14 protein-coding genes are annotated in these 14686 nt (G+C 70.9%); 8 read left to right on the top strand and 6 right to left on the bottom strand.

Features of this window, described 5'->3' with window-relative positions; all coding sequences use genetic code 11:
- Nucleotides 1-342 precede the first annotated feature (342 nt).
- Nucleotides 343-1329: an SCO0930 family lipoprotein gene (locus ACWGDB_RS31105; protein ID WP_453825477.1), complete on the bottom strand. Its 987-nt coding sequence runs from the start codon at nucleotides 1327-1329 to the stop codon at nucleotides 343-345.
- A 271-nt stretch (nucleotides 1330-1600) separates the two neighbouring features.
- Here ACWGDB_RS31105 and ACWGDB_RS31100 point away from each other — a divergent pair, with 271 nt between their 5' ends.
- The 3 genes from ACWGDB_RS31100 (at nucleotide 1601) to ACWGDB_RS31090 (ending at nucleotide 3746) form a co-directional block, all read left to right on the top strand.
- Nucleotides 1601-2191 carry a hypothetical protein gene (locus ACWGDB_RS31100; protein ID WP_453825476.1) on the top strand — a complete coding sequence of 197 codons (591 nt, stop codon included), beginning with the start codon at nucleotides 1601-1603 and terminating at the stop codon, nucleotides 2189-2191.
- A gap of 15 nt (nucleotides 2192-2206) precedes the next feature.
- The gene (locus ACWGDB_RS31095; RefSeq protein ID WP_453825475.1) at nucleotides 2207-2971 is read left to right on the top strand and encodes a bestrophin-like domain; all 765 of its coding nucleotides are present in this window, start codon (nucleotides 2207-2209) and stop codon (nucleotides 2969-2971) included.
- Between the two features lie 265 nt (nucleotides 2972-3236).
- Nucleotides 3237-3746, top strand: a complete 510-nt coding sequence (locus ACWGDB_RS31090) for a hypothetical protein (protein WP_453825474.1) — start codon at nucleotides 3237-3239, stop codon at nucleotides 3744-3746.
- Between the two features lie 429 nt (nucleotides 3747-4175).
- On the opposite strand, the gene ACWGDB_RS31085 is transcribed toward ACWGDB_RS31090, so the two are convergent.
- The gene (locus ACWGDB_RS31085; RefSeq protein WP_453825473.1) at nucleotides 4176-4670 is read right to left on the bottom strand and encodes a hypothetical protein; all 495 of its coding nucleotides are present in this window, start codon (nucleotides 4668-4670) and stop codon (nucleotides 4176-4178) included.
- A gap of 331 nt (nucleotides 4671-5001) precedes the next feature.
- On the opposite strand from ACWGDB_RS31085, the gene ACWGDB_RS31080 reads away from it, so the two are divergent.
- A complete protein-coding gene (locus ACWGDB_RS31080) occupies nucleotides 5002-5673 on the top strand; it encodes a class F sortase (protein ID WP_453825472.1) in 672 nt (223 codons plus the stop codon).
- 27 nt (nucleotides 5674-5700) lie between these two features.
- Here ACWGDB_RS31080 and ACWGDB_RS31075 read toward each other — a convergent pair whose 3' ends face one another.
- Nucleotides 5701-6555, bottom strand: coding sequence for a polysaccharide deacetylase family protein (locus tag ACWGDB_RS31075; protein WP_453825471.1), 855 nt, complete (start codon nucleotides 6553-6555; stop codon nucleotides 5701-5703).
- 102 nt (nucleotides 6556-6657) lie between these two features.
- Nucleotides 6658-9936, bottom strand: a complete 3279-nt coding sequence (gene lysX, locus ACWGDB_RS31070; protein WP_453825470.1) for a bifunctional lysylphosphatidylglycerol synthetase/lysine--tRNA ligase LysX — start codon at nucleotides 9934-9936, stop codon at nucleotides 6658-6660.
- An 88-nt stretch (nucleotides 9937-10024) separates the two neighbouring features.
- Between lysX and ACWGDB_RS31065 the strand changes: the two genes are divergently transcribed.
- A complete protein-coding gene (locus ACWGDB_RS31065) occupies nucleotides 10025-10486 on the top strand; it encodes a universal stress protein (RefSeq protein WP_453825469.1) in 462 nt (153 codons plus the stop codon).
- A gap of 139 nt (nucleotides 10487-10625) precedes the next feature.
- On the opposite strand, the gene ACWGDB_RS31060 is transcribed toward ACWGDB_RS31065, so the two are convergent.
- Entirely contained in the window at nucleotides 10626-11441 is an 816-nt protein-coding gene (locus ACWGDB_RS31060) for an alpha/beta fold hydrolase (RefSeq protein ID WP_453825468.1), read from the bottom strand.
- 57 nt (nucleotides 11442-11498) lie between these two features.
- Between ACWGDB_RS31060 and ACWGDB_RS31055 the strand changes: the two genes are divergently transcribed.
- A complete protein-coding gene (locus tag ACWGDB_RS31055) occupies nucleotides 11499-11972 on the top strand; it encodes a MarR family winged helix-turn-helix transcriptional regulator (RefSeq protein ID WP_453825467.1) in 474 nt (157 codons plus the stop codon).
- 10 nt (nucleotides 11973-11982) lie between these two features.
- Here ACWGDB_RS31055 and ACWGDB_RS31050 read toward each other — a convergent pair whose 3' ends face one another.
- Nucleotides 11983-13131, bottom strand: coding sequence for a CapA family protein (locus ACWGDB_RS31050; RefSeq protein WP_453825466.1), 1149 nt, complete (start codon nucleotides 13129-13131; stop codon nucleotides 11983-11985).
- 212 nt (nucleotides 13132-13343) lie between these two features.
- Here ACWGDB_RS31050 and ACWGDB_RS31045 point away from each other — a divergent pair, with 212 nt between their 5' ends.
- Both ACWGDB_RS31045 and ACWGDB_RS31040 read left to right on the top strand, forming a co-directional pair.
- Nucleotides 13344-13889: a sigma-70 family RNA polymerase sigma factor gene (locus ACWGDB_RS31045; RefSeq protein WP_369274950.1), complete on the top strand. Its 546-nt coding sequence runs from the start codon at nucleotides 13344-13346 to the stop codon at nucleotides 13887-13889.
- Between the two features lie 146 nt (nucleotides 13890-14035).
- Nucleotides 14036-14551, top strand: a complete 516-nt coding sequence (locus ACWGDB_RS31040; protein ID WP_383599845.1) for a hypothetical protein — start codon at nucleotides 14036-14038, stop codon at nucleotides 14549-14551.
- Nucleotides 14552-14686: the final 135 nt, after the last annotated feature.

The following is a 14686-nucleotide window of genomic DNA, read 5'->3' as shown; positions in this document are numbered from 1 at the left end:
TCGAGCTGAGGCTACTGATCGCCCGCCAAAGGAGCGAGCGGAAACGGAAATTGACCATCCGTTCCCGGTCACTGCCTGTGGCACGTGCCGTATTGATGCCCCACTCACCCGCTACGAAAGCATCCGAAGCATTCCACAGAGTTCCGAACCATGGCGAAAGAGTCCGAAGAATCAGGGTGAATGACGGCAAACCGGTCCGCCCCCTATGCATGGAGCATCAGGGGGCGGACCGGTGGGTCGCGCGCGCCGTCCGTTCGTCCGGCACTCTCGCAGTCTCTCCCTCCCTTCCGTGGTCGGAACTCGACTGGGTGAGGCGATCAACCCTGGGGAGGTGTGATCTTTTTACTGCTCCGACGCGCCGACCGGCTTGCCGTCGGGGCGAATGGCGAACCAAGTGCCGCCGACGCCCTGACCGTTGGTGTCGCCGGGCTTCTTGTCACCGGCGAAGGTGTAGATCGGTACGCAGTCGATGGTCTGCTGCTTGATCCCGTCGGGCCGGTCGAAGACCACGTAGCCCTGACCCCGGGGACCGGACCCCTTCAGATCGATGCCCTCGGTGTCCTCGGCGTCGACCGGCGCGATGACCGGCCACTTCTCCAGGCACTCGCCGGTGCACGCCGTCTTCATCGGCCAGGGCGAGTCCTTCATGAAGCGGTAGACCGTGTGGCCGTTCTTGTCGATGACGATCTCGCCGAGCTTCGAGTCCTTGCGGGTGGACAGACCGGGCAGGTCACCGGCCTCGGCACCCGCACCGCCCTGCGCCTTCTTGCCGTTGGGCGCGAGCGCGTACCAAGTGCCTCCGACGCCCTGACCATTGACGTCACCGGCATTGGTGTCCTTCGCGAAGCGGTACGCCGGCCAGCCGTCGACCGTCAGCTGCTTGGTGCCGTCGGTCCGGGTGACCGAGCCGAGCAGCGCCTTGTCGATGCCGGCGCCGGCCGTGGCGTCGTCCGCGGGGACCGGCGGCCACTTCTTGGCGCAGTCGCCGTCACAGCTCGACTTGGGCGGCTCGGCGGTGTCCTTGTCGAAGCGGTAGAGGGTCAGGCCGGAGCTGTCGGTCAGCACCTTGCCGAGTTCCTGATTGGTGGAAACGGCCAGCTCACCGGCGGAGGACGGCTTGGTGGCGGCGCTCTCCTGGCCCGCCGCGCCCGAGTCGTATCCGGTGCCGTTCCCCAGGCCCGTACCGGCGGTTCCGTAATCACCGGCCGCGGCCGTGGCGCCGACGTTCTGGCTCGCCGGCGGGGCCGTTTCCTGCCCACATGCCGTCGTCAGCGCCAGCACTGCCACGGCGCTCACCACGAGCGAGGCGCTCCGCCACGAGGTCTTCATCGTCAACTCCCCATAATCACCAGGGTGTTGCAGCGCCCTGCTGCGCCGCCGCACGACAAGAGGTACGCACGAAAGCCACTCTCGTGTTCAACCGGCGCACAAATTTCTTTCCGGAAGCTGTGAACACCGCCCCTCGTCGCACAGGCGTGCGCCCCTGCGGTTACGCCTCCGTCCGCTGATCAAACCTTTCGTGGGGCATCCGTCGCCCGTTCGGGGCATTCCTCTCACTCTCAGGCATGTCGCCCCGCGCGCGGGGCTCAGGATCTTCGTCGTGCATGGACTCGAACCGATCCAATCCACGCTCACCGCACGGGCGTTGACGGTGCTGACGCTGACCTGGCTGCTGGTGTCGGCGCCGGCCGGCGTGGCCGGGGCCACCGCCTGTGCGTACGCCGACACCGGTCCCGACGGCGCGAAGTCCGTGGCGGTCGCCGGGAGCCTCACCTGGCCCACTCCCCCGCAGTGCCCGTCACCGACGCCGACACCGACTCCCACCCCGGCGCCCACGCCGTCGCCCTCTCCGGACCCCACCCCCACGCCACCGCCGAAGCCCACGCCCACCCCGAAGCCCAAGCCGCCGCCACCGCCCCCACCTCCACCCGCGCCCCCGGCTCCTCAGCCGGCGCCGCCCCGCCCGCGGCCGGCCCCCACGCCCACGCCGCCGCCCCCACCTGCCCCGGCGCCCGCACCGAAGCCGTCGGCCGAGCCCACCCCGAGTCCGTCCATCGCGCCCGTGCACTACCCGCCCTACCGGGCCACCCCACACCGGCGGCCGGCGCACAGCGCCCCGTCACCGCTCATCTTCGTCCTGCTCATCGCGGCACCGGCGATCGTCGCCGTCGCCGCACTGCGTCCGCGCTGATCCTGGAGGCTCCCCTTGCCGGAATGGCTTGTTCTCACCCTCGCGATGCTGGCCGCCTGCTCCGTGGTGGTCATCATCACCTTCGTCCGGCACCGCACGGCGCCGGACGACGAGGATCCCTCCGAGACTCCGGACGTCATCGAGTACATGACGATGTGGATCGGCGTGGTGTACGCCATCGTCCTGGGCCTGGCCATCGCGGGCGTGTGGGAGGGCCGTAGCGCCGCTCAGGACCACGTCCAGGCGGAGGCCGTGGCGCTGCACGAGATCTCGGAGCGGGTGCGGATCTATCCGACCGACGTCCGCGACCGCATTCGGGAGGATGTCAACGCCTATGTCGGACACGTCGTGACCACCGAGTGGAAGACGATGGCCGACGACGGCCGGATGACCGAGCGCGGCACCGAACTCCTGCAGCGCGTCCGCGAGGACGTCACCGACTACGAGCCCGGGACGGACTTCGAGGCGCAGGCCTACCAGCCGCTCCTCGACCAGGTGACCGCCGCCGACCAGGCGCGCAACGCCCGCGCGAACTCGACCGGGGAGACCATGCCGGGCGTGGTGTGGTTCGGGCTGATCGCCGGCGGCGTCGTCACCATCGGGATGATCTTCGCGCTGCAGATTCGGCGCACACCCCGCGAACTGGTCCTGGCCGGGCTGTTCTCCGCGCTGATCGCCTTCCTGCTGTTCCTCATCTGGGACTTCGACGCGCCGTACAGCCGTGGCGTCACGGCCTCTGCGGAACCGTTCCTCGAACTCTTCCCACAGGCCACGGACTGACAGCCCCTCACCTGACGGTGCGCCGGGGGACGGCGGCCTGCGGACCGGCGGCAGCGGCACTGGGCGAGGCGCGGCCGCCACGCCGCACTGGTCGCCCGGTCGCGGGTACGAACGTCCCCCGAGCGGCTCACCGGGTTGCCCCATTCGCACGACAGCGATCGCGCGGGTGCGCGCTCCTTTCCTAGCGTTTCGCTCATCGAGGTGCATTCCGGCACGAGCGGAAGAAGCTCCGCAGCTGCTCCTCGGGGAACCGGGAGGACCCACCATGCGCGCGATACGTGTCGCTTCGGCCGCCCTGCTGGGCCTCGGCGCCCTCACCATGACCGTCCCCGCCGCCCACGCGACCGGCGGCAACTCCGGTTTCTGGGCCAGGGTCGTGCCCACCACCGTCGCGCCCGGCGGAGAGGTCAGGCTGCGCGCGACCGGCTGCGAGCAGAGCGTGACCGTGGCGTCGGCGGTCTTCGACACGACCACCATTCCCCGGGGGCGGACGACGGCCAGGGTCACGGTCGACCGGGACGCCAGGCCCGGTGCCGTGTACGAGGTGTCCTTCTACTGCGGCACGTTCTGGCAGACCGTCGACCTCACCATCGCGGGCGGCCGGCCCGAACCGGTGCGGCCGGATCACCCGCAGAAGGGCGTGCACGCGGGCGGGGACGGCACGCTCGCCGGTCTGGACCTCAAGGAGGTCGCCCTGGGCGCTGCGCTCATCACGGCCGCACTCGGAACGGCCTACCACCTCTCCCGACGCCGCGCGGACGAGGACGGCGCCTGACACCACCGCAGGATGCCTGGCCTTCGTCACCACCGCCGGGTGTCGGACCCTCGCCCGAATCCCGCAGTCTGCAGTCTGCAGAGGCTTTCGCCCTGAATCCCCGCCCCGCAGGGCTTGCCCCAAACCCCCGCAACCACCACAGGCCGGCGCCCCAACCCCCAACCTCTGCAGGCCGGCGCCCCCATCCCGCGACCCGCACGGGCCGACGCCCCAAGCCCCGCACCCCACACAGGCCGACGCCTCAATCCCGCGCCCCGCCCGGCCATGGTCACAAGTCCCGCACCCGCAAAGGCCTTAGCCCGCAACCCGCAACCCGCCAACACCCCGAACCCCACAACCGGCACAGGCACGCCTTCGCCCCGGATCCCCACAAGGGGGCCGGGGCGAAGGCCTGTGGACGTGCGATCCCGCTCCGACGGGCCCGCCGGGTCAGATCCGCTTCTCCGCGCGGCGCCGCATCCAGAACACGCCGCCTCCGACGACGGCCACGGTGATGAGTCCGCCTCCGATGGCCATGTCGGTCGGCGTCGCCCCGGTGGAGCTGCTGCCGCCGATGCCGCCCTGGACGCCGCCGATGACGGTGAAGGCGGTGGGGTTGGTCAGCGTCCTGGAGTCGCAGGTGACGGTGACGCTGTGGGCACCCGGCCGCGCGTTCCTGTTGACCGTGGCGGTGCCCCTGGCGGTGTTGCTCCCACGCACCGTGCTCAGCTGGGTGGGACGGAAGGCGTCCGAGGTCGCGGTGCCGCCTCGCGGGCAGTTGTCGACCGTGATGGTGATCTGCCCGCCGCGGGCGATGACGCTGGGCAGGACGACGATGTTGCTCGGTCCGACGGGCATGCCGTCCCGCGCGACGGCCGCGGGGGTGGCAAGGCTGAGAGCGGCTACCGCGGTGGCAGCGGCCGCCATGGCACGAGTGGTACGCATGTGATCCTCCGCGGAAGACGCCCCGGGAACCGTCCCCGGTCGATCGGCGAGAAAGCGCCTCCCATAAAGACCCTCAGATGCCGTGCCCCCGGCCGCATTTCGGCGATGGTCCGTCCTGGTGAGAGGACACGCCGACGGATAACCCCACAAGCTGAATTGCCGCAGGTCACGCACCGTCAGAATTTTCCTGTGGGCGGCAACTCGGATGGCGCACCGAAAGGGAGCGGGGCCACCCGTTCGTATCTTCCCCGTCGCCGCATTCGCACGCGGGACTTAGCGTTCACATATGCGCGAATGACGGGGCGACGGCCGCGTCGAGAGGGGTAGTGGAATGTCTGCGTCCGAGCTGGCCGAACTGGCCGAAGAGGAGGAGCGACGGAAGAGGCGTGCTCCTTGGGGTGTGATAGCGCTGGTTCTGCTGACCGGCCTCGCGCTCGTGCGCAACGGCTCGGGGGAGTTCGACGAGGGGCCGCCACAGCCCGCCTCGGCGGCCGCCCCGGACACCCGGGTGCCCGGGGGCCTTCTCGCCGGGGCGGCGCAGTCGCTGCCGTACGCCCTGCCGGACCGCGTCAGGATTCCCGGCATCCAGGTCGACGCGCCAATGATCCCGGTCGGGCTGGACGTGGACGGCTGGGTCGGCGCGCCACCGCCGGAGGACCCCAACCTGGCGGGCTGGTTCACCGGTTCGGTGTCTCCGGGCGAGAAGGGCACCGCGGTGGTCGTCGGCCATGTCGACAACGCTCAGGGCCCCGCCGTGTTCTACGGGCTCGGGGGCCTGCAGAAGGGAAATCGCGTCGAGATCGTCCGCAAGGACGGAAAGACGGTTGTCTTCGAGATCTACGGCATCGAGGTGTTCGAGAAGAACAACTTTCCCGGCGACCGGGTCTACGCCTCGAAGGGAAGTGCCGAATTGCGGGTCATCACCTGCGGTGGCGGATTCTCCCAGCAGAACGGCTACGACGGGAACGTCGTCGCTTTCGCCAGCCTGGTCGAGGTGCGCTGAGCGTCCTCGCCGGGCGGGCGAAAGCCATCAGGCGTAGTGCCGCTCCGGGACGGTGACGAAATACCCGGAGTCCAGCAGCTGCGGCAGATAGGCGCGCAGGGCCCGGACGCTCTGGGAGCGGTCGCCCCCGGCGTCGTGCGAGAGCACCACGACGCCGGGGGCGGCGCCGTCCTCGACCCGGTCGATGATCGTGCGGGTGCCGGGGGCGGTCCAGTCGAGGGTGTCGACGGTCCAGGCCAGCGGGTCCATGCCCAGCTCGGCGCCGAGCCGGAAGGCGGTGCGGTTCCAGGCACCGTAGGGGGCACGGAACCAGACGGGGCGCTCGCCGTACGTCTCCTCGATGACGTCGCTGGTGCGCTCCATCTCCTCGCGGATCCGGCCGCGGCCGAGCCGGGTGAGCAGTGGGTGGGACCAGGTGTGGTTGCCGACGACATGGCCTTCGTCGGCCATGCGCGCCAGGAGGTCGCCGTTCGCGGCGACCATCTCGCCGCACACGAAGAACATCGCGCGGACGTCGTACTCGCGCAGGGTGTCCAGGATGTGCGGCGTGTAGCGGGGATCGGGGCCGTCGTCGAAGGTCAGCACCATGGTGCGGCCTCGTCCGGACACGCGCAGCAGGGGCTCGCGCCGGATGAGGGTCCGGCGGGGTGCCGCCCTGGGCGGGCCGTACCCCGTCAGGGGCTGGAGACGGTAGCTGGAGGGCTTGAGCGCGGGGCGCGCCTGGGCGCCCGCGGCGGGGGCGGCGGCCCGGACCGGCTTGTCGGCGTCGCCCGCGACCGTCGCGAACAGTCCGGCCGAGCCGGCGGCTCCGACGGCGGCGGCACCGGCCAGCAGCGCGCGGCGCCGCGTGAGCAGACGTGGGGGCACCTGATCCTTCGTCATGACTCATCAGTCGCCCGATGAGGGACCGACGCACCAGTGCGACACCGGTACGGCCGTACGAAAGCACCCGCCCGGCGCAGCCCTCAGGCCCGCGGGGCGCCGTCAGCGGCGGCGGACCAGGGGGAACGGCAAGGTCTCACGGATCGTCAGGCCGGTGAGGAACATGACCAGTCGGTCCACGCCGATGCCGAGGCCCCCGGTGGGCGGCATGGCGTATTCGAGGGCGTCGAGGAAGTCCTCGTCGAGTTCCATCGCCTCGGGGTCTCCCCCGGCGGCGAGCAGGGACTGGGCGGTGAGACGGCGGCGCTGCTCGACGGGGTCGGTGAGTTCGGAGTAGGCGGTGCCGAGTTCGGTGCCGAAGGCGACGAGGTCCCAGCGCTCGGCGAGACGCGGGTCGGTGCGGTGCTGCCGGGTGAGCGGGGAGACGTCGGTCGGGAAGTCCTTGTAGAAGGTCGGCAGCTGGGTCTTCTCCTCGACGAGCCGCTCGTACATCTCCAGGACGACGTCGCCGTGGCCGTCGTCGGCGGTGTACGGCACTCCCACGCGGTCGCAGTACCGGTGCAGCCGGAGCAGTTCCGTGTCGGGGTCGATCTCCTCCCCCAGCGCCTCGGAGATCGCGCCGTACACCGTCTTGATCGGCCACGGCCCCGAGATGTCGTACTCCGTGCCGTCCTTGCGGGCGACCGGCGAGCCGAAGGCTGCGGTGGCGGCGCCCTGGATCAGCTCGCGGACGAGGTCGAGCATGACGTCGTAGTCGGCGTAGGCCTGGTAGGCCTCCAGGATCGTGAACTCGGGGTTGTGCTTGCAGTCGACGCCCTCGTTGCGGAAGGTGCGGCCCATCTCGAAGACCTTCTCGACACCGCCGACGCACAGCCGCTTGAGGTAGAGCTCGGGGGCGATGCGCAGATAGAGGTCGAGGTCGTAGGCGTTGATGTGGGTGGTGAAGGGGCGGGCGTTGGCGCCGCCGTGGATCTGCTGCAGCACGGGCGTCTCGACCTCCAGGAAGCCGCGCTGCAGCAGGCCCTGGCGCACCGCCTGGATGGCGGTGGAGCGGGCCCGGACCACGTCGCGGGCGGCGGGGCTGGAGACCAGGTCGAGGTAGCGCAGGCGGACCTTGGCCTCGGGGTCGGCGAGGCCGCGGCGTTTGTCGGGCAGCGGGCGCAGGCACTTGCCGATGAGCTGCCAGGAGGTGACGAAGACGGTCGGTTCGCCCTTGTCGCTGGTGCCGGCCGGGCCGGTGGCGCTGATGAGGTCGCCGATGTCGGTGTCGGCGGTGAAGCGGTCGAGGGCGGCGCCGGAGTCCTTGCGGGTGAGGGCGAGCTGGTGGTCGCCGGACCAGTCGCGCAGCACGACGAAGACGATGCCGCCGAAGTCGCGTACGAGCATGATCCGGCCGGCGACGGTGACCTGCTCGCCCTTGTGGACCTGGGCCAGGGCGTGGGTGCGGACCGGGATGCCGACCGGGTAGGGGTCGACGCCGTCGGCGCGCAGCCGGTCGAGGGTGTGGTGCCGGATGCGGACCAGCTCGGGCAGGCCCGCATCCGGCCCGGCCGCCCCGGCCTCGTCCCCTCCGTCGAGGCCGAGCGCCGCCAGCGAGGGCAGTCCTTCGGTGGTCGCGGGCCGCGGTCCCCCTCGCGGGTGCCCCTTTCTGCGGAGTTGGTGCAGCGACGGTACGGAGACGAAGCCCTCGGCGATGGCGGACGCCGTGCCGATGCGGGCGAGGGAGGCGGCCTCGCCGTAGCAGATGAAGCGTGGGAACCACTGCGGCTGGTACTTGGCGTTGGAGCGGTACAGGGCCTCCAGCTGCCACCACTTGGAGAAGAACAGCAGCAGTCGGCGCCACAGCCGCAGCACGGGTCCGGCGCCGATGCGGGCGCCCTCTTCGAAGACGGAGCGGAACACGGCGAAGTTCAGCGAGATCCTGCGGATGCCCATCTTCGGTGCCGCCGCGCACAGGTCGGCGACCATGAACTCCATGACGCCGTTGGGGGCGCCGCGGTCCCGGCGCATCAGATCCAGGGAGATGCCGTCCCTGCCCCAGGGCACGAAGGACAGCAGCGCGAGCAGCCGGCCGTCCTCGCCGAGGGCCTCCAGGAAGAGACAGTCGCCGTCGGCCGGGTCGCCGAGGCGGTCCAGGGCCATGGAGAAGCCGCGTTCGGTCTCCGTGTCGCGCCAGGCGTCGGCCTTGGCGATCAGCTCCTCCATCTCCGCCTCGCTGAGGGTGGAGTGGCGGCGGATCCGGCAGTGGGCGCCGGTGCGGCGGACCCGGTGGACGGCCTGCCGGGTGACCCGCATATCACGGCCGTCGAGGTCGAAGTCCGACACCTGCAGGATCGCCTCGTCGCCGAGTTGGAGGGCGCCGAGTCCGGCGCGCGCGTAGGCCTTGGCGCCGTCCTCGGAGGCGCCCATCGCCGCGGGCGCCCAGGCGTGCCGGCGGGCCACGTCCAGCCATGCGGCGATGGCGCGCGGCCAGGCCTCCCGGTCGCCGACCGGGTCTCCGCTGGCGAGGCACACGCCGGCCTCGACGCGATAGGTGACGGCGGCCTTGCCGCTGGGTGAGAAGACGACGGCCTTGTCGCGCCGGGTGGCGAAGTAGCCGAGGGAGTCCTGACCGCCGTAGGCCTTGAGGAGGGCGCGGATGCGGGCCTCCTCGTCGTCGTGCAGGGCGGCCTCCATGCGCTGCGAGCGGAACAGGGTCGCGGCGGCGTTCAGCAGGGCCAGCGCGCCGAAGAGGCCGAGCACGAAGAACAGCGGGCGGGGCGGGCGTCCGTCGTAGGAGGCGCCGGAGACCAGGCCGCCGCAGACCCGGTCGGCGGCCCACGCCAGCCGCTGGCTCTGCGGCAGCGTGCCGGGGAACAGCTCGACCAGCCCCCAGCCGATGAGGATCCCGATGGCCAGCCCGACGACCAGGACGCCGAGGGCCCGGCGTACGGCGGCGCGGCGGGAGGCGGCGTAGAACTCCTTGCGGGCGACGATCAGCAGGCCCAGGGCGAGGGCGCAGACGATCAGGGACGGGACGGAGTCGGCGTAGTCGCCGAACACCGTGCCGAGCAGGTCGCTCAGGACCAGCAGCCCTAGGTAGACGACCACCAGCCACCAGGCGATCTTCTTGCGGGCGGCCGTGGCGGCGGCGAGCAGGAAGAGGAAGACGACGTAGGCGAGGTTGGCGCTGACGGGGACGATGATCTGGTCGAGGCCTCGGACGACGGGGCGCAGCGCGGTGCGCAGCGGCGGGATGACGGCCAGTAGGGCGCAGAGCAGTCCCAGGGCGCCGAAGAAGATCGCGAATCCCTCCGGCACCCTGTGCAGGAAGCCGTTCCGGGGCGACCGTATCGGGCCCGTGGCACCCTTCTCGCGGGTGACCTCCACGGTGGCACTCATGCTCCGACTCTAGGAAGCCCGCGGCCTCCTCGCCCGTCGAGCGGCCTGCCCGACGGCGGGACCAGGGGCTTCCGATAGCCTCCGTGCCGTGACGGAACAGCACTCGCACCAGTTCGAGCGGGGCACGGACGGGCCCAAGGTCATCGTGGTCGGGGTGGACGGCTCCGACTCCTCGCTCCGCGCGGCGGCGTACGCCGGTGGCCTGGCCCGACGGCAGCGCGCGCTGCTCGCCGTCGTGTACGTGCAGCCGGTGATGTCGGCCGGCGCGGCCCTCGGGGCGCCGGTCGCGGAGACCACCGACGAGATCGCCGAGGAGCTGATCGCCCAGATCAGGGACGCGACCGAGCGGGTGAAGGGGATATTCGACGTCCGCTGGGAGTTCCACACCTTCCCCGGCGACCCCTACAACGGTCTGGTGAAGGCGGCGGACGACCTGAAGGCGGACGCCGTGGTGGTCGGGGCGTCGGAACAGGCGGGGCACCGGATCGTCGGTTCCGTCGCGGTGCGGTTGGTCAAGGCGGGGCGGTGGCCGGTGACGGTGGTGCCGTAGTCGGAAGGGCGGCGGGACGAGAGCGTCGTCGCCTGTCGGTACTACGATCCGGCGCGGCGTGCGGCCGTGTGGCCGGGGCTCGCGCCGGACTCGCGGGTGACGAACGATCCGAGTTGCTGCGCCGCCGGGTGACGACGCGTCAGAGGGTGTTCAGGAACTCGGACAGGATCCGGTTGAAGATCTCCGGCTTCTCCAGGTTCGGGTAGTGGCCGACGCCTTCGATCACTTCCGCGCGGCCGTCACGGGCTGTGGCGGCGAGCCGCTCGGCCGCGGCGAGCATGTCGGCGGGTTCCAGGCCGCCGTTGAGGGTGAGCAGCGGGACTGCGATCTCCGGTGCCCGGGCGAAGGTGTCGGTCACGGGCACGAACCAGTCCTTCTCGCCGGGCGTGTGCTTCAAGAGCGTGTGGCCGGCCATCTCCCGCATCAGGCGCACGATGTCCTGGTCGACATCGGCCAGGCTCCGGTGCTCACCGGGTACGACCTTCACGAAGGCGTCGAGCCAGCCTTCGACGTCCCCGGCGGCCAGCTTGCCCGCCATCTCGGCCTGGAGCGCGCGGGTCCAGTCGTCCGTGTACTGGAACTCTCCGGTCGCGGCGCCGCAGGTGACCACCGCACGGATGAGTTCCGGGTACTCCAGCACCGTGTTGGTGGCGACCAGCCCGCCCATCGAGACGCCGACGAGGATGGCGGGCCCGGCGTCGAGGTGGCGCAGCAGGGCGGCCACGTCGTCGGCCCAGCGGAAGGGCATGGACGCGTTGGCGGAGGCTCCGTGGCCGCGTATGTCCAGGGCGATCACCCGGTACCCGGTGGCGAGGGCCGGGATCTGGCGGTGCCACACCCGGTGATCCACATACCCGGAGTGGATGAGGACGACCAGGTCCCCAGAGCCGGTGTCGAGGTAGGCGAGGTCGCCGTCGGCGGACGGGAAGGTGCTCAGTTCCGAAGCAACTGTCATGACAACCAAGGTGTCATCTTTTCGAGGCTTTGACAACCGAGGTGTCATGATGGACGCGTGACTCAAGCCGACGCACCCCTCCCGCCCGACGAACTCGGCCGCCGGCTCACCGAGGTCTTCGACCTGGTGGGCCCCCTCTACCGGTTCGCCGCACGCAAGGTCGAACAGGGCGAACCGGTGGAGGGGGTGTCCGCCGGGGTACGCGCGGTTCTCAATCTGCTCCGGCAACACGGGCCGATGACGGTCCCGCAGATGGGCCGGGACCAGGCACTGAGCCGGCAGTTCGTGCAGCGCATGGTCAACGACGCGGCGGCCCGCGGCTGGGTGGAGCCCATCCCGAACCCCGCACACCAGCGGTCGTCGCTGATCCGGCTGACCGAGCAGGGCAGTGCCGTCATCACCGCGGTCCTCGCCCGGGAGCACACCCTCAACCGGCAGGTGGGCGGCAGTCTCACCGAAGCCGAGGTGCAGGCGTGCGTGCGGGTGCTGACGGAGATGGTGCGGACCTTCGACCACGTCGACGTCGACTGACCCCGCCCACCTACTCCGCCATCACCAGCCCGTCCTTCCCGGCCCCCCTGCTCAGCACGACGTCCCGGATCCGGTCCCGCACCCCGCGCACGTCGGCGCCCTTGGCGAGCGCCCGGTTGAGGTCGATCACCCGGCCGGCGTCGATGTCGAACAGCTGGGGGACGAACTCGGCCTTCGACACCCCCCACCGGCCGCCCTTGCGGGCCGGCGGCTTGAAGGTGAAGCGGCCGAGGGTGGACTGGTTGCCGCGCGGGTCCTGCACGCCCCGGTCGTTGTACATCGCGCCGGCGATCTGGTTGCCCATGCCGTAGACCACCCAGGTGCCGTTGACCTTCTCGTAGGCCTGCGGCACATGGGCGTGGGTGCCGAGGATCAGGTCGATGTCGGGACGGCCGCCGGTGCGGGCGGCCGTGAGCTCACGGGACAGGGTCACCTGCTCGCCGTCGGGTGCGTCCCGCCATTCGGTGCCCCAGTGCAGCGATACGACGACCACGTCGGCGCCCGCCTTCCGGGCCGCCCGGGCGTCCGTGAGGATCTTGGTCTGGTCGGTCATGTTGACCGCCCAGGGCTGCCCCGAGGGAAGCGGGAAACCGTTGACGCCGTAGGTGTACGCGAGGTGAGCGACCCTGGCCCGCCCCGCGCGCAGCACGGTCACGGTGCGCGCCTCGGCCTCGGTGCGCGCCGTTCCCGCGTGCCGCACCTTCGCCCGGTCGAGGGCGTTCAGGGTGCGCAGGATGCCCGCGGCGCCGTCGTCGAGGCTGTGTTCGGAGGCGGTGGAGCAGCCGTCGTAGCCGGTGGCGGCGAGGCCCCTGGCCACCTCCGGCGGGGACTTGAACCGGGGGTAGCCGGTGTACTCGCCGTTCTCGCCGTAGACGGTCTCCATGTGACACAGCGCCAGATCGGCGCGGGAGACCACGGGTGCGACGCCGGCGAGCATCGGCCGGAAGTCGTACCCGGAGCCGCCCGAGTCGAAGCGGGCGCGTTCGATGATCGCGCTGTGCGGGAGGACGTCGCCGGAAGCCACGAGCGTGAAGCCACGGGGCTCCTTGGCGGCGGGGCCCGGATGTCCCGGGGCCTGCCGGCTGTGGGCCTGGCAGGCGGCGCCTGCGGCGAGAACGGCGGTCGCAGCGAGGGCCACAACTCGACTGCGTGCGATCATCGGCTCACCCCTAGTGGTCGTATATACGCATCAATAGGTACGAAGCCCTACCCGCCCGCAAACAATCCGGCCACTTTCGTTAGGCCGTCCGGCGCGCGCCCCATAGGCGGAAGGAACCGTTCATCGAACCGTTCGCCGACGCGATCGACCGTCCGCCGCAGATCCGTGTGCGTGCCCTGTCCCCCGACAGGCGCCTGCGATGCCATACGGCCATGACGGCCGGAATCACCCTCACGAACGGGACGACCGCCGAGCACGAGCTCGCAGCGCTGCAGCGCGAGCACGGCCGGCCCCTCTTCGCGCTCCTGCTCCGGCTCTGCGACGGCGACCGGCAGCGAGCCGAGGACCTCGTCCAGGAGACGCTGGTGCGCGCCTGGCAGCATCCCGAGGCTCTGCGCGCCGACGACTTCGACTCCGTGCGGCCGTGGCTGATGACGGTCGGGCGGCGGCTGGCGATCGACGCGCGGAGGGCCCGGCAGGCCCGGCCGCCCGAGGTCGGCGACGCGATCCTGGAGAATGCGCGGGTCATCTCCGATCACGCCGAGCGGGCCGCGGAGATGCTCGATGTGCGCGAAGCTGTGAAGACACTCACTCCGGAGCACCGTGAAGTTCTGGTGCTGGTGTACTTCCAAGGGGCGAGTGTTGCGGAAGCCGCTCAGACCCTGGGAATTCCGCCCGGTACGGTGAAGTCCCGCGCGTACTATGCGCTGCGCGCCCTGCGCCGGGTGCTTCCTGGATACGCGGCCGACCTGCGGTGAAACCAACGGCTGAGTCAAACCTCCGTAAAGCGCCTTGCTGAACACCCCGGTTGAGTAATCGGCTGTCCTCATCCGTGTTCCGGATTGGGCAGGGGCCCAGCGCCCCGGGGTAGGGCGACGCACTCACCGGAGGAAGGCAGGAAGGGATGCTGCACAGAGGTCAAGAGAGCACCGACGGCACCGGCGGCGGTGAACTGACCGTCCCCATGGCGTGGTTGTACGCCGAGTACATCGCCGACGAGCTGCTGCGGACCGGCGATCTCATGCCGCCGACGTCCTTCGAGTTCCGCGCCGGGCGCGATGCCCTGGCGCTCACCATCTTCCTGTCCGACACCGACGGCGAGCTCTCCGGCATCCGGGTCGTCACCCAGCTGGAGACCTGGCTGTCGCTGACGGCTTACGACCAGCCGTGGCAGGACTGGGTGCGCGAGCGCATGGCGGGCCTGGCTGCCGAGGCGGTCGAGTCCGGCGGGCCCGCGCCCGACCTGGAGCTGGCCGAAGCGGCCTGGCGCTGGCTGCAGGAGACCGAGCTGCTCGCGCCCGATCTGAACGCGGTGCCGGGCGGCGGAGCGCTGGTCGGTGAGGACGACGGGCCGAAGGTGTGGACGCCGGCGTGGCAGCTCGGGCTGCCGCTCGGGCACCTCGCCATCCATCTTTTTTAAGTTGTTTTCTTCTCGGACCAATCCTCGGCCCCGGCCGCTACGAATCCTTTGGTTGCGATTCGGTAGCGGCCTTGAGTGATTCGACTGCCTGGTGCGTACCAGTGGGCGCAAGGAGTAACACACCCCACACCCAAC

It is taken from the genome of Streptomyces sp. NPDC055013 (assembly GCF_053608645.1).
The sequence above is the reverse complement of the archived record's forward strand: the minus strand, read 5'-3'. Positions and strand labels throughout refer to the sequence as shown.